Raw genomic sequence first — 21,240 nt, forward strand, 5'->3', positions numbered from 1 at the left:
CCCGCATCCTTAGAAGTCCATCGTGGCAGATGCTGAGATGGTTCTACCCGCGCCCAGTGTCGCCATCGAGTAGCTGTCGCTGAAGCTGCCCGACCAATAATGCTTGTCAAACAAGTTGGTGACGTTGAGTCGCAGAACAGTCTTGTGACCATTCATCTTTGTGGTGTAGTGTGCACCCACATCAAGGGTTGTCCAATTGGGAATGGCTTGTTGATTGGCTGCATCCAGGTATTGGCTGCTTGTGGTGACGATCCGACCGCTGAGCGTCAGCCCGGACAGCCAGGATGTGTCCCACTCAGCGCCCAAGTTGCCTTGCCAACGTGGCACACCAATGGCCACATTGCCGTCGTACTGGTTGTAGGCGGTTTTGGTCTGGACACCTTGAGAGTAGGTTGCGCCGCCAAGCAAACGAACGTTGTGTGTCAGCTGTCCAAAGGTGTTCCACTCTAAGCCACGGACCCGCTTTTCGCCCTCATCGGAGTACGTCGGGTTGCTGCTGCTACCCAGCGCGATCAAGGTCGGCTTGGTGATTTCGAACAAGCTGGCTGTGTTGGTGAAGACCCCGGCGTCCCACTTAACACCGACTTCCTTTTGCTCTGTCTTATAGGGCGCAAAGACCACGTTTTTGTTGGTCGCCAAGACATCCGTGACCGTATCGCCTTTGCTCAAGCCCTGAACATAATTGGCATAGAGCGACACAGTCGGCCCCCAAGGTTTGACAACCACGCCCACTGCTGGCGTGACGGCACTTTTATCGTACTGCGCCGTCACTGCACCTGTCGTCGCGTTGTAGTTGGTTGTTTTGACCGTTTGATGGCGCAATCCCAACGTCAGCTTAACCTTGTCCTCCATGAAAGACAGCGTATCCATTAGGCCCAGGCTGGACAGAGTCGTGTCACTGGTTTTGGGTGCTGTGCTCGGCGACGCAGGCATAACCAGCGTGGTTACCGGGTTGTAAATGTTCGAGGTGGTACTGACTGAGTTGGTGGCCGAGCCGCTCTCCTGCTCCAAATTGGTGGCTTGCAACACCAGCTCATGCCCCACCGTACCGGTGGAAAAACGAGAGCGTAGTCCAGCCTCGGCAGACACGCTGTCGGTGTAAGAGCGGGTGCCATTGGTTGCGGCGGTGAAATTGCCATTGGCGGCGATGTTGCGCGCATGGGTTCCATTGATGAACCCCGACTGTTCGAAACCCATCACACCCACACCAACAAAAGCAGAGAGCTGCTGGTTGATGGTGTACTCAGCCCGCGCCATCACCGCCTTGGTCTCCAAGGTGCCACTGGCGCCCGGGAAGAGGTTGGTACTGGGATCAAGTGCGCTTGGTATGGGGGTATTGTTCTGGAACCAGTACATGGCCGACGTCCCACCTGAGAACGACTCTTTGCTGTAATAGGCATCCAGCGATGCGGTTAGATCATCGCCGCGATAGTCAAATGCGCCTGACAGGAACTCGCGTTTTTTGGACTGACCATTCAGCTCAGCGTCACCATCGCTGTAGGTCCCGTTGATGCGGACACCCAGTTCCTTGCGCTCCCCAAATCGGCGTCCCAGGTCAATGCTTGTGCCCGTTTGACTCTCCGACTGGTAGCCCACGGACATGCGTGTTAATGGCTCATCATCAGCGCGTTTGGGCACCAAATTGATGACGCCGCCCACACCGCCTCCGGGGGCCATACCACCAAAAAGTGCGCTGGGGCCCTTGAGAACCTCAACGCGCTCTACGAATTCCAGCGGCACATGGCCAATGGGCGTCAAGCCATACATGCCATTGATCGCGAGCTCGGAAGAGCTGACATCAAATCCCCGAATCCGATAGTTTTCGTATGAGTGTCCGCTGGACGTTGTAAAACGGACCGCTGGATCGTTGGCCATGACGTCTGCCACAGTGCGCGCCTGCTGGTCCTCAATCAGCTCAGCGGTATAGCTGGTCAGGTTAAATGGCGTGTCCATGACACTTTGATTTCCCAAGGCGCCAAGGCGGGCGCCCGTGGCGACCTGCCCGCCCGCATAGGTGCTGGGCAAATCAGCCGGTTTCTCAGCGTTGGCCGAGACATTGACCACTTGCAATGTGGCTTGGTTGTCGGTGTCTGTTGTGGACGCTGATTGGGCCAAAGCCCATGAAGGCAGAGTCAGCATGCCCATCGCCAGAGCGATCGGGGTCATTCGCAGCATTGTGTTTTCCCTTTAAATAAACACTGGCTGGCGAAGGCTGGCTGATGTTGTTGGTTTACTTTGTCTAAATACCATTCCGGATGGCAGGGGTCGTTAGCAAGAGGTGGTCGTGTCAAGGACACGTTCCCAAACTGGCCATTGGCCGAGCAGTTCAGCGCCTGTGACTTGTTCTACAGAACGCGTCAAATCGTGATCGGCACATGGCACCGATGCCCGGCTTTGTGTGCCTTCGCAACCCTTGCTCAGACGACTCTGAGCATCTGGAATAGATAGCATTGTAAATGAGATAAATTGTCATTTACAGGATCCATTCCACGCAAAGTTGGCCTTTTTGACCGCGACTTTTGGGTCAATATGCAGAAGGCTGGGGTCTGGATAGACTTAGCCGTGATCTCTGCCGATTGAAACTCACCGCATCAATGGTTGCTGCTTGCGTTGGAGCACCAAGGCGATGATTGGCGCAGTCGACGTACGGCCTGTCTGCCGCCATCAGGATGCTGCTGTCGGGCTGAAGCGGGCATCCATTTCACGGTGCCGCTTGAGGGTGGCCCAGTGCGGTGCAAACAAGTCGGTGAGTTGCTCCACCAGGTACACCGAGCGATGCTGCCCGCCGGTGCAGCCGATGGCCACGGTCACATAGCTGCGGTGGTTTTGTGCCAGATCGTTCATCCAGTTGTTCAGGAAGGTGTGAATCTGGTCCAGCATGCGCTCTACCTCGGGTTGCCGCTTCAGGTAGTCGGCCACTGGCGCATCCTGCCCGGTCAGGGCACGCAGTTCGGGCTCGTAATGTGGGTTGGGCAACATGCGCACATCAAACACAAAATCGGCGTCACTTGGGATGCCGCGTTTGAACGAAAAAGATTCAAACACCAGCGTCAGTTGTTCACCGGGCGCGGCGATAAAGGCTTTGACGTAACTCTGCAGCTGTGTTGGACGAATCACACTCGAGTCAATCACATGGGCCTGCATGCGCAGGTCGCTGAGCAAATCACGTTCCAGCTCGATGGCGTCGGCCAGTGCATGGCGTTGGTCCAGCAGGGCGTTTTCCGGTCCGCCCCGGGACAAAGGATGGCGCCTGCGGGTTTCTGAAAAGCGACGAATCAAGGTGTCGGTGGTGGCATCTAGAAAGATGGAATCGACCTGCAGCCCGCGCGCCTTGAGCTGTTTCAACTGCTCTGGCACCAGTGGCAGCGAGCTGGCGCTGCGCACGTCGATGGCAATCGCCAGATGTTTGGCATGGTGGGCATGCTCCAGATCCACCAGCTGCATCAGCAGCTCGGGCGGCAGGTTGTCCACACAATAAAAACCCAGGTCTTCCAGCGCGTGCAAGGCCACCGATTTGCCCGAGCCGGACATGCCGGTGATCAGCACAATCTGCACATTGGGGCTGGTGTTCATGTCAGACGCCTTGCACTTGCAGCATGTCACGTGCATGGGTGAGGGTGCTTGCCAGAATGCGTTCACCACCCAGCATTCGGGCCAGTTCGGTGACGCGCTCTTCACCTTTGACCGGGGTGACCGAACTCACGGTGGCGCTGCCCGCCAGTTGTTTGCTGACTACCAGGTGCTGGTCGGCACAGGCGGCCACCTGAGGCAGGTGGGTTACGGCCAGCACCTGCCGGTCGACCCCGAGCTGGCGCATCAGCCGGCCCACGGTTTCGGCCACCGCGCCGCCCACACCGGCGTCCACCTCGTCAAAAATCAGGGTTTGGGCGGTACCCAACTGGCTGGTGGTGACCGCAATGGCCAGCGCCAGGCGCGACAACTCACCACCCGAAGCCACTTTGTTGACTGGGCGCGGGGTGCTGCCCGCATGTCCGGCCACCAGGAACTGGATGTCTTCCAGCCCGGTCATCAAAGGCTGGCTCGCAGGCTGGATGGCCACCTCGAACTGGCCGCCTTGCATGCCCAGCCCCTGCATCGCCTGGGTAATGGTCTGGGCCAGCTTGGGGGCTGACTTTTGCCGAGCCCGGGTTAACTTGCCAGCCTCCACCTGATAACTTTGCCAGGCAGAGGCCACCGCACTCTCCAGCGCCTGCAGGTCGGCGGCGGCGTCGAGAGCACGCAGCTGAGCTTTCCAGCCAGACAACAGGTCCACTAGCTCCTCGGGGCTGCGTTTGTAACGGCGCGCCAATGCCACCCACTGGCCCAGGCGCTCATCCAGTGCGCTGAGTCGGTCCGGGTCCAGCTCGGTCTTGCGCAGGTAGGCACGCAGTGAATGCACCACATCCTCCAACTGTGCCAGGCTTGATGCCAAAACCTCGCTCAGCCCTTTGAATATGGGCTCAATATGCTCTTGTTTTTGAAGTGCTTCGCAGGCACTGCCGGTCAGGCTGCTGGCACTGTTGTCGGCCTCATCGAGTGCCTGCAAGGCCGATTGCGCAGCGTCCAGCAGGGCCTGGGCGTTGGAGAGGCGGCTGTGCTCGGCGTTCAGGGCGGGCCATTCGCCGGCACCAGGGGCGAGTTTTTCCAGCTCCCCAATCTGCCAGCTCAGGCGTTCACGTTCGTTGAGCAAAGAGTCTTGGGAGGCGCGGGCCTGTGCCAGCTGGTCTTGGGCGGTGCGCCAAAGCTGCCACTGCACCGACACGACATCGGTGGCCACCTTGGCATAGGCGTCGAGCAGGCCACGCACCGACTCCGGGCGTGTCAGGCTTTGCCAGGCGTGTTGGCCGTGAATGTCGAGCAGCTGCTCCCCCAAGGCGCGCAACTGGGTGGCGGTGGCGGGGCTGCCGTTGATCCAGGCGCGGCTTTTGCCCTGGGTGTCGACGGTACGGCGCAGCAGCAGGCTGCTGTCGTGTTCAAACCCTGCTTCGTCCAGCCAGCTGGCCACGCTGGTTGTGGCCTCGAATTCGGCGCTGACGTCGGTGCGTGTCGCGCCTTCGCGGATCACACTGACATCAGCGCGCCCGCCGGTCACGAGTTGCAGGGCATCCACCAGGATGGATTTGCCGGCGCCGGTCTCACCAGTCAACACGGTGAAGCCGTTGGCCAGTTCCAGGTCAAGTTCGCTGACGATGACAAAGTCGCGCAGGACGATGCGTTTGAGACTCACGTTGAGGTTACTCCTTCGTTCCAATGCAGTTTTTCACGCAGGGTATCAAAGTAGGACCAGCCCTTGGGGTGCAAAAACCGCACATGGTGGTTGGACCGGGTGACTTCAATGCGGTCACCATGCATCAGGGACGCCAGCGACTGCTGGTCAAAACTGGCGCTGGCATCCCGGCCAGCTACTATTTCAATAGCTATATGTGATGTATTGGCAAGGACTATCGGTCGATTTGATAATGTATGTGGAGCAATCGGCACCATCACCCAGCCGGGGATGGATGGATGCAGCAAGGGGCCGCCTGATGACAAGGCGTAAGCGGTTGAGCCGGTCGGTGTTGCAATGATCAGCCCGTCGGCGCGCTGGTTCGCCACAAAGTGGCCATCCACTTCCACGCGCAACTCCACCATGCCCGAGGTGGCGCCGCGGTTGACCACCACATCGTTGAGTGCCGTGGCGTTGTAGACGCAACGCCCATCACGCATGACCCTACCGCTCATCAGGCTGCGGTGGTCTTCCACATACTCACCACGCAACATGTCGCTCAGACACGCGGCAAAGTTGTCGTAACGGATGTCGGTGATGAAACCCAGCCGGCCCTGGTTGATACCAATCAGCGGCACACCATACGCGGCCAATTGCCTGCCAATGCCCAGCATGGTGCCGTCACCGCCCACCACCAGGCCCAGGTCGCATTGTTGGCCAATTTGTGGCACGGTCAGCGTGGGGTAACGCGTCATGCCCATGTTGCGTGCGGTATCTGCCTCCAGCACCACGTCACAGCCTTGGTCGTGCAGAAAATGGGCCACCGCTTCCAGCGCAGCGCGCGCGCTGGAGATGGCGGCGGCACTGGCGCTGGTCTGGTATTTGCCGATCAGGGCAACGAGCTTGAATTTGGAGTCCATCTGCAAATTACAACATCAAAGACCCGGCAGCTTTGTGTCACCTTTGAAAATAGCGGCAATACATCCAAGGGGGTCAAACATCGCGCCGGTTTGAAGAGACATCTGAGTCGGGTTGCCCGAGTTCAGATGTTCGTAAAATCACCACATGCTGGATGACCGTGCCAAGTTATTACTCAAAGCGCTGGTTGAGCGTTACATCGCTGATGGCCAGCCGGTGGGGTCGCGCACTTTGTCCAAGGCCTCTGGTCTGGAACTCTCACCCGCCACCATTCGCAACGTGATGTCTGACCTGGAGGATTTGGGTCTGATTGTCAGCCCACACACCTCCGCCGGGCGCATACCCACCGCGCGCGGCTACCGCTTGTTTGTGGACACCATGTTGACGGTCCAGCGCAATCCGTTTGGTGAACACAGCCTGGCCCATGACCAGCCGCAAAAGGTGATTTCCAACGCGGCCAATCTGCTCTCTAGCCTGTCCCAGTTTGTAGGTGTGGTGGTGGCGCCTCGGCGCACCACAGTGTTTCGGCACATCGAATTCTTGCGGCTGTCCGAGCGGCGTTTGCTGGTGATCATCGTCTCGCCGGAAGGGGATGTGCAAAACCGGGTCATCTTCACCGAGGTGGACTACGAGCAGCAACAGTTGGTGGAGGCGGCCAATTTCCTCAATGCCAACTACATCGGTCTGGACATCGAACAGGTGCGTGAACGGCTGAAAAATGAGGTGGAATCCCTGCGTGCAGAGATTGCCAGCCTGATGAACGCCGCCGTGACCGCCAATTCCGAGGTGTTGTCTGAAACCGCAGACGAGGTGATTATTTCCGGTGAGCGCAACCTGTTGTCGGTCAGCGACTTTGCCAACGACATGGGCCATTTGCGCCGTGCATTTGACCTGTTTGAGCAAAAAGCCCAGTTGATGCGTTTGCTGGACGTGACTGGCCGCGCCGAGGGTGTGCGCATCTTCATTGGCGGCGAAAGCCAGGTCATTCCATTTGAGGACCTGTCCATTGTCAGCGCACCCTACGAGGTCGACGGTCAGGTGGTTGGTACCCTCGGTGTGGTTGGCCCCACCCGTATGCCCTATGACCGCATGATCCAGATTGTGGACATCACCTCCAAACTGGTCAGCAACGCGCTGAGCCACCACAAGTAGCCCCTACAATTGCTGGTTCGGTTGGGGCGTTAGCTCAGTTGGTTAGAGCAGAGGACTCATAATCCTTTGGTCCACAGTTCAAGTCTGTGACGCCCTACCAATTAGAATTGTGAACAAAATCAAGGGCCTGCGTAAGCAGGCCTTTGTCGTTGGTGACTGCAAAGGAGGCCCCTGTGCCAAATTTGTGCCAAATTTTGGTAGTTTGGTTGCCAGCGCCTGCCAGCCATTGCGCAGGATATGACACACACATGGTCATCTGGCTAAACCACGTTGCTTTATTCCTGGCTAAAAGCGATCTCGATTTGTTTGTAGAAGTGCATAGAGCGAAAGCATTTGAGGTACCAAGAATAATCAGTCAGACGCATAATTCTTTGGCCCAAAGTTCAAGTCTGTGACGCACTACCAATTTTTAAGCTATAATTTATAGCTTAGCGGCTGTAGCTCAGTTGGATAGAGTACTTGGCTACGAACCAAGGGGTCGTGGGTTCAATTCCTGCCAGCCGCACCAAACGACAAGCCCTAGAACAGAGATGTTCTAGGGCTTTTTCGTTTTTACACGCAAATGCTTGACGTGGCGATGGATTCCGAGTGATCTGACACCCGGAGAAACAATGTCGCAGATCCCCCTCTCATTGGAGGTACGGCGCTTTTTTTACGCGCGCCAGATGAGTCTGTCTATGCAGCGATGGGGGAGGTGTTCTTTGAACGCTGGACTTTCAGAACCGCAGCGGTGCGGCGCAGGTGTTTGAACACGGTTTCAAGTTGGCTCAAGTCACGCACCGCAATGACAAACCGCAGCTCCATCACCCCATGTGACGATTCATTGGTCATGTCAACCTGGGTGATGTCTGCTTCGCCGGATGCCAGCGCGCTGGCAACACGGGCCAACACACCCTTGCCATTGGTGACAGTGACAACAATACCTGTCTCGAAGGTCCGCATGGGTTCATCGGACCATTCCACACTGATGAAACGTTCGCTGTCTTTGTGGTGAAGTTTTTTGGCGACCTGGCAGTCGCCCGTGTGGATCGTTAACCCTTCACCACGACCAAGGTAACCCACAATACTGTCGCCAGGAATCGGGCGGCAACAATGGGCAAAACGTACCGAGGTGCTTTCGCTGCCATCAATGGACACACTGCCCTGGGAGATGTTCTCGCCAGCCACAAAACGTTCCCGGGTCAGCAGCAGGGCATCGGGTTTTTCACCACTGTCGGCAAGCAACATGGCCAAACGTTTGGCGACGATGCTGGCGATGCGTTTGCCCAGACCAATGTCTGTCATCAGTTCGGATGGGGTCCTGTTGCCACTGAAACGCAACAATTTGTCCCACACAGCGGCCTTGAGGCCAGCGTGGTCGGGCAAATTTTCGATGCCTTCTGCTCGCAAGGCCTGGATCAGCATTTTTTCGCCAAGGCTCTCCGACTCTGTTTGGGCCAAGGTCTTGAGGTGCTGGCGTATCTTGGAACGTGCGCGTGCTGTCCTGACAAATCCCAGCCATGCCGGGTTGGGTGTGGCGTCAGGTGACGTGATGACCTCGATCACATCGCCATTTTTGACCTCGGTCCGCAAGGTCACGGGTTCGTTGTTGATTTTGGCAGACAGTGTGTGGTCGCCCACGTTGCTGTGGATGGCATAGGCAAAATCGATCACGGTGGCACCACGCGGCATGGCCATGATCTGGCTCTTGGGCGTGAACACGTAAACCGCATCGGGAAACAGGTCCACCTTGACATGTTCCCAGAACTCTGTGGCATCCCGGTTTTCGTCCTGGATGTCCAGCAGTGACTGCAGCCATTTGGAACCCATGCGGTCGTTCTGGCCGACATCGTCGTTGGACGCTTCCTTGTACAGCCAATGCGCCGCCACACCTGTTTCAGCCACCAGGTGCATCGCCTCGGTGCGCAGTTGAAACTCGACGTTGATCCCCGAAGGGCCGACCAGCGTGGTGTGCAGCGATTGGTAACCATTGATTTTGCTGATGGCAATGTGGTCTTTGAACTTGCCTGGAACCGGTTTGTAGAGCTGGTGCAGCAGACCCAAAGCGGTGTAGCAGTCAACCAGGTTCGGGACGATGATGCGAAATCCGTAGATATCGGTGACCTGGGCAAAGCTGAGATTTTTTTCCTCCATCTTCTTGTAGATGGAGAAGATGGTTTTTTCGCGCCCGGCGATCCTGACCGGCATGTCGTGTTGCGCAAAGGTGTTGTCCAGGTCCGCATGCACCTTTTGAATCAGGTCGCGTCGTCGGCTTCGTGCTTTGGCCACCGCTTTGGTCAGAACGCTGTGTCGCCAGGGGTTGAGGTACTTGAAGGACAGATCCTGCAACTCGCGGTAGGTCTGGTTCAGCCCCAGGCGGTAGGCGATGGGGGCGTAAATGTCCAGCGTTTCCGAAGCGATGCGCCCCCATTTTTCGCGCGGCGCGTCTGACAGCGTGCGCATGTTGTGGGTGCGGTCTGCCAGCTTGATCAGGATGACACGTACATCACGTGCCATGGCCAGCAGCATTTTGCGAAACGACTCGGCCTGGTTCTCTTCACGTGTGTTGAAGTGCAGTTTTTCCAGCTTGGTCAAGCCATCGACAAGCTCTGCCACCGAGGTACCAAAGCGCTCAATCAGTTCCGACTTGGCAATGCCACAGTCTTCCATGGCGTCATGCAACAGGGCCGCCATCAAGGCCTGGGCGTCAAGCTTCCATTCTGCACATTGGGCCGCCACAGCGATGGGGTGGGTGATGTAGGGCTCTCCGCTGTTGCGCAGTTGGCCCAGATGGGCTTCGTCGGCAAATCGGTAGGCTTGCCGCACGCTGGCAAGATCGGCTGGACTCAAATAGTCCAGCTTGTTGGTGAGGCTTGCCAAGCTCGCCGCAGCTGCATTCATGCCCGCCGAACTAAGCGCCTTGGGCGCGGATTTGGGTGGGGTGGGGCTGACAACGGAAACGGGTTGGACGGGGGTGCGCATCCCTGAAATATAGCCTGCGTGTAAGCATATGGCACAAATGAAACAAAAAAGCACCGCAGAGCGGTGCTTGGTATGTCAGCGTGCGCGTGAATTCAGAGCGGCACTTTTTTCAACATCTCGATGCCAACCTTGCCTGCTGCAATTTCGCGCAGGGCGGTTACACCCGGTTTGTTTTTGCTCTCGACCTTGGCGGTGTGGCCTTGGCTCAGCATGCGGGCACGGTAGGACGCAGCCAACACCAGCTGAAAGCGATTGGGAATCTGCACCAGGCAGTCTTCAACAGTGATACGGGCCATGACTTCTCCAAAACCAGGTGGGCGCACTAAGAAATATGCAGTGCTTTGAATGTTTCAGCCCTGGCACGGCGCTGTGCCAGGTACTTGAGTCGTTGAGCGTGGACGATGGATTTGAGATCAAACACGGCCCGGTCGAACAACTCATTGATTATAACGAAGTCAAACTGGTTGACCTGCGCCATCTCCAAAGCCGCGTTTTGCAGCCGGACTTCAATCACCGCAGGTGTGTCTTCACCACGTCGCTCCAGGCGCGAGCGCAGCTCATCCCAGCTGGGTGGCAGGATGAAGATGGTCACGGCGTTGGCAAACACCTTCTTGATCTGTAGCGCACCCTGAAAGTCAATCTCCAGAATCACATCGGCGCCTTGGCTCATGCGTTCTTCAATGGCTTTTTTGGAGGTGCCGTAGCGGTGGTTGTGCACATGTGCCCACTCGACGAAGGTGTCAGCCTGCACCATCGCATCAAACTCGGTGTCTGGCACAAAAAAGTATTCGCGCCCATGTTTTTCCTGCCCACGGGGGGCGCGGGTGGTGTGTGACACCGAGGGTTGCACATGGGAATCAAGCTCCAGCAAGGCCTTGACCAGGCTGGATTTGCCAGCCCCGCTGGGGGCGGCGACAACAAAGAGGTTTCCGGGGTAATCCATAGGCGCTTATTCTATGTTTTGCACCTGCTCGCGCATTTGCTCGATCAGCACCTTCATGTCCACCGAAATGTGGGTCAGTTCCAGCGCGGCGGACTTGGAGCCCAGGGTATTGGCCTCGCGGTGCAATTCCTGGATCAGGAAGTCCAGCCGTTTGCCGATGTCGCCACCCTTTTTGACCAGGCGTTCCAGCTCGTCCAGGTGAGAGGCCAGCCGGGTCAGCTCCTCGGCCACGTCGATGCGGATGGCAAACGCGGTGGCTTCGGTCAGCGCCCGGTCCTGGGCCATTTCGGATTTGGCCTGGCCATCGGTGAGTTCCATGGCCTGTGCCCAGCGGTCCAGAAAGCGTTGGCGTTGTTGTGTCACCAGCTGCGGGATCAGCGGTTCGGCCTGGGCGGCCAGGGCGCGCAATTGTTTGATGCGGTCAAACAACATGGTCGCCAGCCGGGCGCCTTCACGTTTGCGCGCGGCCATCAGCGCGTCCAGCACCTCGTCGGCCAGTTGCAGTGTCTCGGCTTGCCAGTCCTTGCCGGGTTGGGATTCGTCCCCTGCCAGGCGAATCACTTCGGCGACGCTGAGGGGCTGGGCCGACGGCAGCCAGGCCTTGACATGGTCTTGAATGGCGTTCAGGCGTTGCAGCAGCCGGGTTGAGGGCTCGGCAACCACATTGGTGGTGGTGCTCTCGATGGACGCCCGCAGCTCCACCTTGCCGCGTTTGAGTCGGGCATTCAACTTCTCGCGCAGTGCGGGCTCGCACGCGCGAAGTTCCTCAGGCAGGCGGAAAGACAGGTCCAGAAAGCGGCTGTTGACCGCCCGGATTTCGATGCCCAATCGGCTGTTGGCGCTGCTTTTGCCATCGCCCTCGGCGCCCTCTTTGGCCGGGTTATGCTGGGCGCTGGCGTAACCGGTCATGCTGTAAACTGACATTGCGGTTCTCTTCAAAAAATGTGCTTTTGAGAATAACCCGGTTCTTGCCCCGCTTGCGGTTTCCTGATTAAAAAATGATGTCCAAGGTCAAACCCTCCCCACTGCCCCCCGGAACCTTCATTGGTGGTTATCAGGTCGTTCGCAAGGTGGCAGCGGGTGGTTTTGGGGTGGTCTACCTGGCCACCGACAACGACGGCCAGCAAGTCGCCATCAAGGAGTACCTGCCTGCCTCGCTCACCACCCGTGACCCGGGTGATCTGGCGCCGCAGGTGGCGCCCGAAAAGTTGTCGCTGTACCGCCTGGGGCTCAAGAGTTTTTTCGAGGAAGGCCGCTCGCTGGCCCAGATCTCCCACCCCTCGGTGGTGAGTGTGATGAATTTTTTTCGGGAAAATGACACGGTCTACATGGTGATGAACTACCTGGAAGGCGCCAGCCTGCAGGATTTCATCCTGATCGCGCGTGATCTCAAACAGCCCAAGGTGTTCCGTGAGTCGACCATCCGTTCGTTGTTCGAGGAGATTCTGCGCGGCCTGCGCATCGTGCACCAGCACAAGATGCTGCATCTGGACATCAAACCGGCCAACATCTTCATCACCGACGACAACAAGGCGGTGCTGATCGACTTCGGTGCGGCGCGTGAGGTGCTCAGCAAAGAGGGCAACTTCATCCGCCCGATGTACACCCCTGGTTTTGCTGCGCCCGAGATGTACCGGCGCGACAGCACCATGGGCCCCTGGACCGACATCTACGCCATTGGCGCCTGCATGTTCGCCTGTATGCAGGGTTACCCGCCCAACGAGGCACCGCAGCGCGTCAACAACGACCCAATGGCTGCCGCCTGGAAACGCCTGCAGGGGGTGTATTCCGACAACCTGATCGAGGTGGTGCAATGGTGCATGGCGCTGGACCCGCTGGCCAGGCCGCAATCGGTGTTTGCCTTGCAAAAAGAGCTCAATAGCCCTGGCGAGCGGCGCTACACCCGCCTGAGTGTGGGTGAGAAGGTGCGTCTGCAGTTTGACAACATGGTCACCGGCACCAAAAAAACCGTGCTCAAGGCCACTGAGCCCAGCAAAAAGACGCGATGAAGTTCTCTGTCTTCCAGGTCAGCCGCAAAGGTGGGCGTGACAAAAACGAAGACCGCATGGGGTACTGCTACACCAGTAGCGCCGCCATTTTTATGCTGGCCGACGGCATGGGTGGGCATCCTGAGGGGGAGGTGGCGGCGCAGCTGGCCATTCAGGCCATTGCCGCCCTGTTCCAGAAAGAAGCCAAACCTGAACTCGCGGACGTGCCCCGTTTTCTGGACAACGCGGTGCGCTCGGCGCACCGGCATATCCTGCGCTACGCGACGGGCCGCGCCATGCTGGACGCACCACGCAGCACGATTGTGGTGGCGGTGATCCAGAACGGTGCCTTGACTTGGACCCACTGCGGCGACTCCAGGCTCTACCTGTTGCGTCGGGGTGACCTCTTGACACGCACCCGCGACCACTCGCTGCTGGAGCAGGACCTCATCAAACCCGCCACCGCGCGGCCTGAGGCAGGCAAAAACCGCCATGTGTTGTTCACCTGCCTGGGCTCACCCACCAAACCGCTGTTTGCGGTGGAGGGAGCGGTGAACCTGCAGTTGGGTGACCGCATCATGTTGTGCTCGGATGGCCTGTGGTCGGCGGTGCCCGAACCCACCCTGGTGTCTGAGCTGCTGAACAAACCGGTGGATGTGGCGGTGCCCGACTTGGTGGAACAGGCCTTGCGCCTGGCCGGCCCGAGCGCCGACAATGTGACCTGTCTGGCGCTGGCCTGGGAAACCCCCGACAACCTGTCGTCCACCCGGGGCTCGATCACCACCGACTCGATTCTGGATGGTGTGTTTGCTTCGACTGTGCAGGCCGGTTGGCTGGATCCGGCCGACGACGATCTGGATGACGAGGCGATCGAGCGCTCGATTGCCGAGATCAACGAAGCGATCCGCCGCTCGGCCCAGAAAAAAACCTGATTTTTGTTATTGAGAAGGTTCTGCCATGACTGATTTTTCACGCTCAGGCGCGCGCGCCTTTGACGCCCTGCGCCCGGTGAGCATCACCCGCCACTACACCATGCACGCCGAAGGTTCGGTGCTGATTGCTTTTGGCAACACCCAGGTGCTGTGCACCGCCTCGGTCGAGGAAAAAGTGCCAGGCCACAAAAAAGGCAGCGGCGAGGGCTGGGTCACCGCCGAATACGGCATGTTGCCGCGTGCCACCCACACCCGCAGTGACCGCGAGGCTGCGCGTGGCAAACAGTCGGGTCGCACGCAAGAGATCCAGCGCCTGATTGGCCGCGCGTTGCGCAGCGTGTTTGACCTCAAGCTGCTGGGGGAGCGCACCATCCACCTCGACTGCGATGTGATCCAGGCCGACGGTGGCACCCGCACCGCCGCCATCACCGGTGCGTTTGTGGCGGCGCAGGATGCAGTGAACTGGCTCATGGCACAGGGCAAGATCACGCAGTCGCCGATCCTTAACCCGGTGGCCGCCATCTCGGTGGGTATCGTGCAGGGCACGCCGCTGCTGGATCTGGAGTATGTGGAAGACTCGGCCTGCGACACTGACATGAACGTGGTGATGACCGGTGCTGGCCACTATGTGGAAGTGCAGGGCACCGCTGAGGGCGCTGCCTTCACCCGCGCCGAGATGGACAAGCTGCTGGCGCTGGCCGACAAAGGCATCCGCGAACTGATCCAGCTGCAACAGGCTGCTTACTAATTTGATAGCTATCAGCCCTTTATTTATAAGGTCTAGAGGCCTATTTCTTCTATGAAAATTGTTTTGGCATCCAACAACCCCGGCAAACTCGCTGAATTGCAGGCCATGTTTGCACCGCTCGGTTTTGAACTCATCACCCAGGGCAGCTTGGGCATTCCGGAGGCGCCCGAGCCGTATCACACCTTTATTGAGAACGCGCTGACTAAGGCGCGCCACGCGGCTGCTCACAGCGGCTTGCCCGCCGTGGCCGATGACGCGGGCCTGTGTGTCGATGCTTTTGGGGGGCTGCCCGGCGTGCAGACGGCGTATTACGCCACCCAGTTTGGTTACCCCAAGAGCGACGACAACAATGTGCGCGCCTTGCTGGAGCAGATGGCGGGTATCGGGAATCGCCGTGCCGCGATGGTCAACACCCTGGTGGCGGTGCGCAGCCCCGAAGACCCCGAGCCGCTGGTGGCAGTGGGCCGAGTCGTGGGTGAGATTGCGCGCGAGCGCCTGGGCACCAACGGCTTTGGCTTCGATCCGGTGATGTTCATCCCCGAATTTGGCCAGACCTTTGCCCAATTGCCCACCGAGGTGAAAAACGCCCACAGCCACCGCGGACGCTCTGCCGCGGCCATGGTGGCGCTGATGCGTGAGCGCTGGTTGTGAGTGGTGCGGACGCGGCGAGCTTTGTTTGGTAGTCCAGGGGCACGAGGCACCAGACTGCCCCTGTTGGACTACTTCGTTGGTGCAACCCGCGAGTCGGAGCCTTTGGGCGGCTTCCTCATACTGGGGTACCAGAAATCGTCAGCCGCCCAAAGTCCCCGCCTCGCTGGACGCTCATCAAGTCAAGCGCTTGGCTACTCAGCGAACAAGGCTATGAAGTCATCACCCATCCTGCATTCTGCTTTTGGACTTCCAATGCTGGCGTTCCGACAGAATCGCGTGGCAGCCGCAGGGGGCGACCGCCGATTTCTGGTACCCCAGTATGAGGCGGGCGCCCCCTGCGGCTGCCGCGCGGGGCGCACCACAACCCCAAGCACCACAAGCGCATCTTGACCAGCTTCCCCGAAAAAATGATCCCGATCCAACCTGAACCAAGCCTGCCCGAAGAAGCCGTGCAGCCGCACGACATCCAGCACTACATGCGCCCTGGCACGTTGCAGCTGAGCAGCTTGCCGCCGCTCTCGCTGTATGTGCACCTGCCCTGGTGCCTCAAGAAATGCCCCTACTGCGACTTCAACTCCCACGAGCAGCGCGCGGCCGACCTGCCTGAGCAGGACTACCTCAACGCGCTGATGGCCGATCTGGAGTCGGCGCTGCCGCTGATCTGGGGCCGCAGCGTGCAAACCGTGTTCATCGGCGGTGGCACACCCAGCCTGTTTTCGCCGCAGGCGATTGACCAGCTGATCGCGGGCATACGCGCACGCGTCAAGCTCGCTGCCGATGCCGAGATCACGCTGGAGGCCAATCCCGGCACCTTTGAGAAGGACCGTTTCAAGGCCTTTCGCGCCGCCGGTGTCACCCGCCTGTCGGTCGGTGTGCAGAGTTTCAACGACGGCTACCTCTCCATCCTGGGTCGTGTGCACAATCGCTCGCAAGCCCTTGCTGCGCTTGAGGAGGCTGCTCTCAACTTTGAGACCTTCAACCTGGACCTGATGTACGCACTGCCAGGTCAGACGCTCGATGATTTGCGCAGCGATGTGGCCACCGCGCTGTCGTTTGCGCCGCCACACCTCTCCATCTACCACCTGACGATTGAGCCCAACACCTTCTTTGCCAAACACCCGCCTGCTCCTGTGGATGACGACCTGGCGGCCGACATGCTGGACTTGATCACCGAACTGACCGGCCCGGCGGGTCTGCAACGTTACGAGGTCTCTGCCTACGCCAAGCCCGGCCACCGCTGCGCCCACAACCTGAACTACTGGCAATTTGGCGACTACTTGGGTATTGGCGCTGGTGCCCACAGCAAGCTCAGTTTTGCCCACCGCGTGTTGCGCCAGGTGCGTCTGCGTGACCCGGCGCGTTACATGGTGCAAGCGCTTGCGGGCAGCGCCATCGCGCAGGAGAACGAGGTCAAACGCAGCGAGTTGCCGTTTGAGTTCATGCTCAACGCACTGCGCCTGGCCGATGGTTTTGCGCTGCCGATGTTTGCAGAGCGCACCGGCCTGTCCATCAACGCGATCACCGCTGCCCTGCAGGAAGCCCAGGCGCGTGGTCTGATGGACAGCGACTTGGCCCACGCCCGGCCCACGTCGCGTGGTTTTGACTTTTTGAACGACCTGCAGGCGCTGTTTTTGCCCAAAACCTGAGGTGCAGGTTGCCGCATCGGTCAAGTCTGGGCGTGTCAGCGTCGATAACAGACACAATGGCCGCTGGGCCACAGCCTTGGGCGGGGTCTGTCGCAGGGCAGCAGTATTGGAGAAGCACACACCATGTTTTCGGTCTACGGCATGCAGGGGCGTTTGTTTCGCGGCAGTTTGGAGCAGTTGCGCCAAGTCGGTGGTGTGGGGGCACTGACGCGCAGTCGTGCGCTGTTGCCAACCGGAAAGCAGGGCGACGACCGACTCGCCGAATCCTTTGGCGCTTTTGTGGAGTCTGCGGCCAACAAGGCCACTGGCGATGACGGCCACCGCAGCGCCTTGTCGGCCTACACCGACACCCGCGACGGCAGCACGGTACGCCACCCCCTGACCCGGGTCAGCGACCTGATGAGCCCACGCATCATCAGCCTCAAGGACAGCGCCACCGTGTGGCAGGCCTGGCAGGTGCTCAGCGAACAAGGCGTTGGCCAGGCACCGGTGATTGATGCCAACAACCACCTGGTGGGGCTGCTGACCCGGGCTGACTTGCTCAGCCCCGAGCGCCTGCCCTCACCCGACAGCCACGCGCTGGCCTGGCGTGCGCTGATGCTGCAGAACATCACCCAGATCATGGTCACACCGGTGCCCAGCGTGGCGCCCGACTCCGACATCCGCCGGGTGGCGCAGGTGCTGCTCGACACCGGTTTGCCGGGTCTGCCGGTGGTGGACGATCAGGGCTTGGTGGCGGGTTTTATCTCGCGCTCGGACATTCTGCGTGCGGTGGTGACCGACCCGCCACTGGACTTGTGGGGCTGACGCGTGTCGGCATTTATGTCGATAAATAGCTCGGAGCCCTTGCCAAGTCTATTGATAACGATATTTAACTTAAAGCAAATTTGACCGCGTGAGGTGCGTCAGACCAGGGTGTCTGGCACGGCTCGTGGCGTGGCAGCGGTGGCGGCCGACTTGCCACCGGCGCGCAGCGTCAGACCACCGGCCTGGCGTTTGGGTTCACCCAGCGCTGCGCGTGTGAGCTTGGTGTTGTAGTGCCTGCGCAACTCTTGCACCATATGGTTCAGCTCGGCGGCGTTTTTGATTTGGTCGGCATACCGGTGCATCACCAGATAAGCGGTTTCGATCAGTTTGCCACTGAGTGTTTCCTGGCCATGGCGGATCAGTTCTATCACTGCGGCCTGCGGGTCACCCCGCATGCTCAGGGTCATCGCGGTTTCGGTCAATTTGAGGATGCTGGCGTGGGCTGTGCGCACCAGCTCGGCATAAGGCGGGTAGATCGCCGCCGAACCGGCCAGCAGCTCGGCCAGGGCGCGGGTGCCCGCAAAACGCTTGCCCAGGGTGTCGACCACCTGTTCCACCTCGTCGAGCTGGATGGTCTTGTTGGCCAGCTGGGCCAGCAAGGCCAGCAGGTTGGCGGCCGATTCAAAATCGAAATCAGGTGACTTGATGCGCTGGCACTGGCTGCGGATGGAGGTCACCGCCTGCACAAATTGCCCCTGATCAATGAGATGCAGTGCCTCCACAATGCCGCTCAGGCGCTCCTGACGCGCGTTGCCGGGGTGGCGCTTGATGAGCCGTGCAAAGTCATCGCGGCAGCGCTGCAGGCCTTTGCGGTTACCCGTCTCGAAACGCACCAATGCCAGCAGCACCAGGGTCTGGCAGTCAAACATCTTGGAGTACAAGCCGATGCGGGTGGTGCGGTCCAGCATGGCTTCGGCGCCCTGGCGGTCGCCACAGTAGTAACTCATCAAGCCCAGGTTTTGCAGCCGGGTGATGGAGGCCGGTGTCATGTCGCTGGCCAGTTTGTAGGTGCTCAGCGCCGCGTCAAATTTGCCTTGTTCGAACTGGGCGCGGCCCATCACGTCGTAAGCGTCGGTGTAGTTGGGTTCTTCGCTGATCAGGTTGTCAAGCACGCTGGTGGCGCGGGTCACCTGGCCTTCGTCCATGAGCGCGCGCGCCACACCGAGTCTGGCCCAGGGCAGGGTCTTGGCCGCGACCACCGCCTGGTAGAGTTTTTGCGCCTGCGCGGTTTTGCCCAGGCGCAGCATCAACTCGGCCCCGACACGTGCCGCGTATAACCAGAACAAGCCTTTGCTCTCAAACCTCTGTTGGCACAGGGTGGCCGCCGTCTCGAAATCTTCAGCCTCGATGGCGGTGAAGATCTCCTGCAGCGAGGTTTTGCGAAACCGTGCCTGGTGCAGTCGCTCGGCCAGTTGGTTCGCCGTGTGGGGCTTGAGCAGGTAGCCGTCCAGCGCCGACTCGGCCGCTTCGGCCACCTTGGCGTAGGTGGCTTCACCGGTGACCATGATGAAGACCGTGGCAAACGGCAGCAGCTGGTTGCGCCGTAGGTCGTCGAGCAGATCCTGCCCGGTCATGGTCTCGCCGTCAAAATGCAATTCACACAAGACCACATCAAAGGAGCGCAGTTCGAGCTGACGCCGGGCGTCTTGCAGGCGGGCCACCTGCACCACGCGGCCCATGCCAAAGTCGCGCAGTTGCGACACCAGCATCGAGCGGGAGGTGGGGTTGGCGTCGATCACCAGCGCGCTGCTGGTGGACAGGTCGTCCTCAGGCAGGATCACCGAGGGGTCCTGATGGGGGACAAAGCCCCGTGTTGGATGCTCACCTTGCTGCCTCCTTGTGGTGCTTTTTCAAAATCATAGCACCCGGCCTGCGGGGCGGGGCAGTTGGCGCGGCTTCAGCTGGCGACGAGCAGACCGCGCACCTCAATAAACCGCACCACCTCGTCGAGCCCGGCCAGGGTCTTGAGGTTGGTCATCACAAAAGGTTTGAGCCCCTTGGGCGTGCTGCGCATGCGGGTGGTGTCCGCCGCCATCACCTCCAGGTTGGCGCCCACATGCTGTGCCAGGTCGGTTTTGTTGATGACAAACAGGTCGCTTTTGGTGATGCCGGGGCCACCTTTACGCGGGATCTTTTCACCGGCGGCGACGTCGATCACATAAATCGTCAGGTCTGACAGCTCGGGGCTGAAAGTGGCGGCCAGGTTGTCTCCGCCGCTCTCGACAAACACGATGTCGGCATCGGGAAAGTCCACCAGCATGCGGTCGATGGCCTCCAGATTGATTGAGCAGTCTTCGCGGATCGCGGTGTGCGGGCAGCCGCCGGTCTCCACCCCCATGATGCGTTCAGCCGGTAACGCACCACTCACGGTGAGCAGGCGCTGGTCTTCCTTGGTGTAGATGTCGTTGGTGATGGCGACCAGGTCGTATTTCTCGCGCATGGCTTTGCACAGCATCTCGAGCAAGGTGGTTTTGCCGGAGCCGACCGGGCCGCCAATGCCTACGCGCAATGGCGGCAGTTTTTTGGTGCGGTTGGGAATGTGGTGTAGCGGTGTGGTCATGGTTGTTTGCTATGTAAAGTGAAGCTGTTAGCCCTTTTGATACGAGGGCTAGGAGCGGAAAATCCTTGAATACTGCGACTCATGCCGTGCGCTCAAAATCGCCAGCATGGGGGAGAACGCTTGTCGGTTCTCATCAGCCAGACCCAGCGCCAAGTCGACGGCTGCCGGGATATTGGCCGCCAGGGCCGAGAGGATGCGTTGGCCAGAACTCTGGCCTAGCGGCACTGCCTTGATCGCGGCTTGCATCATGTTCTCGGCCCAGCCAAAGCTGTTGGCCAGCAGACAGTCGCGCAGCGGCGCGCCGGTAGCACTTGCCGCGAGCGCAAACGCCAGCGGGTAGGTGGGTTGTATGTTGGCCAGCAGGGCGATTTGTTCGGGCTGGGCCGTGGTGTGGTTGCGTAACCACTCCAGCAGGCTGCGGCCCATTTGCTCGGTTTGTGCGCGCAGTTCGCTGCTTTCGCGGGTTTGTAACACCCAGGCATTGAGCTGGGCGATGCGGGTGTGGTCGGCTTGCTGCCAAGCGGGAATGGCCTGGGCGATGACTGCCAGATCGGCGCGGGCCAGGCTGGTGTGCAACTGTTCGACCAGCCAGTCAGATGCTTCTTTTTCGCTAGTGACCAGCCCAGTATCGACGGCGGCTTCCAGACATTCTGAGTACGAGAATCCGCCAATCGGCAAGGCCGGTGAGGCCAGCCACATCAGCTGCATCAGGCTGCTGTCGTGCATGC

At 59.6% G+C, this 21,240-nt stretch carries 18 protein-coding genes and 2 tRNA genes; 9 read left to right on the plus strand and 11 right to left on the minus strand.

All coding sequences use genetic code 11. The annotated features are described in order from the left end of the window. Positions 1-9: 9 nt before the first annotated feature. The 4 genes from KKO72_RS13550 to KKO72_RS13565 form a co-directional block, all read right to left on the minus strand. On the minus strand, positions 10-2,175 hold the full coding sequence (locus KKO72_RS13550) for a TonB-dependent siderophore receptor (RefSeq protein WP_214939219.1): 2,166 nt from the start codon (positions 2,173-2,175) through the stop codon (positions 10-12). 489 nt (positions 2,176-2,664) lie between these two features. Continuing rightward, positions 2,665-3,573: an RNase adapter RapZ gene (gene rapZ / locus KKO72_RS13555; protein WP_214939222.1), complete on the minus strand. Its 909-nt coding sequence runs from the start codon at positions 3,571-3,573 to the stop codon at positions 2,665-2,667. A gap of 1 nt (position 3,574) precedes the next feature. Beyond that, on the minus strand, positions 3,575-5,227 hold the full coding sequence (recN, locus tag KKO72_RS13560) for a DNA repair protein RecN (RefSeq protein ID WP_214939225.1): 1,653 nt from the start codon (positions 5,225-5,227) through the stop codon (positions 3,575-3,577). Further along, on the minus strand, positions 5,224-6,126 hold the full coding sequence (locus KKO72_RS13565; protein ID WP_214939229.1) for an NAD kinase: 903 nt from the start codon (positions 6,124-6,126) through the stop codon (positions 5,224-5,226). The genes recN and KKO72_RS13565 overlap by 4 nt, the downstream gene beginning before the upstream one ends. Before the next feature lie 145 nt (positions 6,127-6,271). On the opposite strand from KKO72_RS13565, the gene hrcA reads away from it, so the two are divergent. The 3 genes from hrcA (at position 6,272) to KKO72_RS13580 (ending at position 7,784) form a co-directional block, all read left to right on the plus strand. Continuing rightward, positions 6,272-7,276 (plus strand): heat-inducible transcriptional repressor HrcA, encoded by a 1,005-nt coding sequence (hrcA, locus tag KKO72_RS13570; RefSeq protein ID WP_214939232.1) that lies wholly within the window; start codon positions 6,272-6,274, stop codon positions 7,274-7,276. A 23-nt stretch (positions 7,277-7,299) separates the two neighbouring features. Further along, positions 7,300-7,376: transfer RNA gene (locus KKO72_RS13575), tRNA-Ile, on the plus strand. 331 nt (positions 7,377-7,707) lie between these two features. Then, positions 7,708-7,784 (plus strand) — tRNA-Arg (locus tag KKO72_RS13580). Positions 7,785-7,951: 167 nt separating this feature from the next. Here KKO72_RS13580 and KKO72_RS13585 read toward each other — a convergent pair. The 4 genes from KKO72_RS13585 to KKO72_RS13600 form a co-directional block, all read right to left on the minus strand. Next, positions 7,952-10,156: a bifunctional (p)ppGpp synthetase/guanosine-3',5'-bis(diphosphate) 3'-pyrophosphohydrolase gene (locus KKO72_RS13585; RefSeq protein WP_251140648.1), complete on the minus strand. Its 2,205-nt coding sequence runs from the start codon at positions 10,154-10,156 to the stop codon at positions 7,952-7,954. Between the two features lie 173 nt (positions 10,157-10,329). Then, entirely contained in the window at positions 10,330-10,533 is a 204-nt protein-coding gene (rpoZ, locus tag KKO72_RS13590) for a DNA-directed RNA polymerase subunit omega (protein WP_180125474.1), read from the minus strand. Between the two features lie 26 nt (positions 10,534-10,559). Next, positions 10,560-11,180, minus strand: coding sequence for a guanylate kinase (gmk, locus tag KKO72_RS13595; protein ID WP_180125473.1), 621 nt, complete (start codon positions 11,178-11,180; stop codon positions 10,560-10,562). A gap of 6 nt (positions 11,181-11,186) precedes the next feature. After that, positions 11,187-12,104, minus strand: a complete 918-nt coding sequence (locus KKO72_RS13600; protein WP_214939239.1) for a YicC/YloC family endoribonuclease — start codon at positions 12,102-12,104, stop codon at positions 11,187-11,189. A 77-nt stretch (positions 12,105-12,181) separates the two neighbouring features. Between KKO72_RS13600 and KKO72_RS13605 the strand changes: the two genes are divergently transcribed. The 6 genes from KKO72_RS13605 to KKO72_RS13630 all read left to right on the plus strand — a co-directional run bounded on the left by KKO72_RS13605 (position 12,182) and on the right by KKO72_RS13630 (position 17,952). Beyond that, complete coding sequence (locus KKO72_RS13605; RefSeq protein WP_214939242.1) at positions 12,182-13,189, plus strand: serine/threonine-protein kinase; 1,008 nt, start codon at positions 12,182-12,184, stop codon at positions 13,187-13,189. Next, positions 13,186-14,100 carry a PP2C family serine/threonine-protein phosphatase gene (locus KKO72_RS13610; protein ID WP_214939244.1) on the plus strand — a complete coding sequence of 305 codons (915 nt, stop codon included), beginning with the start codon at positions 13,186-13,188 and terminating at the stop codon, positions 14,098-14,100. Before KKO72_RS13605 ends, KKO72_RS13610 begins: the two co-directional genes overlap by 4 nt. Before the next feature lie 25 nt (positions 14,101-14,125). Next, complete coding sequence (rph, locus tag KKO72_RS13615) at positions 14,126-14,848, plus strand: ribonuclease PH (protein ID WP_214939247.1); 723 nt, start codon at positions 14,126-14,128, stop codon at positions 14,846-14,848. Positions 14,849-14,899: 51 nt separating this feature from the next. After that, positions 14,900-15,499 carry an RdgB/HAM1 family non-canonical purine NTP pyrophosphatase gene (gene rdgB / locus KKO72_RS13620; protein WP_214939250.1) on the plus strand — a complete coding sequence of 200 codons (600 nt, stop codon included), beginning with the start codon at positions 14,900-14,902 and terminating at the stop codon, positions 15,497-15,499. Positions 15,500-15,906: 407 nt separating this feature from the next. Further along, entirely contained in the window at positions 15,907-17,145 is a 1,239-nt protein-coding gene (hemW, locus tag KKO72_RS13625; RefSeq protein WP_214939338.1) for a radical SAM family heme chaperone HemW, read from the plus strand. Between the two features lie 123 nt (positions 17,146-17,268). Continuing rightward, entirely contained in the window at positions 17,269-17,952 is a 684-nt protein-coding gene (locus KKO72_RS13630; RefSeq protein ID WP_214939252.1) for an HPP family protein, read from the plus strand. A 98-nt stretch (positions 17,953-18,050) separates the two neighbouring features. On the opposite strand, the gene KKO72_RS13635 is transcribed toward KKO72_RS13630, so the two are convergent. From KKO72_RS13635 to KKO72_RS13645, 3 genes are all read right to left on the minus strand, one after another. Next, positions 18,051-19,733: a response regulator gene (locus tag KKO72_RS13635; protein WP_214939255.1), complete on the minus strand. Its 1,683-nt coding sequence runs from the start codon at positions 19,731-19,733 to the stop codon at positions 18,051-18,053. A gap of 116 nt (positions 19,734-19,849) precedes the next feature. After that, complete coding sequence (ureG, locus tag KKO72_RS13640; protein WP_214939258.1) at positions 19,850-20,512, minus strand: urease accessory protein UreG; 663 nt, start codon at positions 20,510-20,512, stop codon at positions 19,850-19,852. A 48-nt stretch (positions 20,513-20,560) separates the two neighbouring features. Then, positions 20,561-21,238 carry an urease accessory protein UreF gene (locus tag KKO72_RS13645; protein ID WP_214939261.1) on the minus strand — a complete coding sequence of 226 codons (678 nt, stop codon included), beginning with the start codon at positions 21,236-21,238 and terminating at the stop codon, positions 20,561-20,563. Positions 21,239-21,240: the final 2 nt, after the last annotated feature.

This window comes from Rhodoferax sp. U11-2br, from assembly GCF_018619435.1.
GTDB lineage: Bacteria > Pseudomonadota > Gammaproteobacteria > Burkholderiales > Burkholderiaceae_C > Rhodoferax.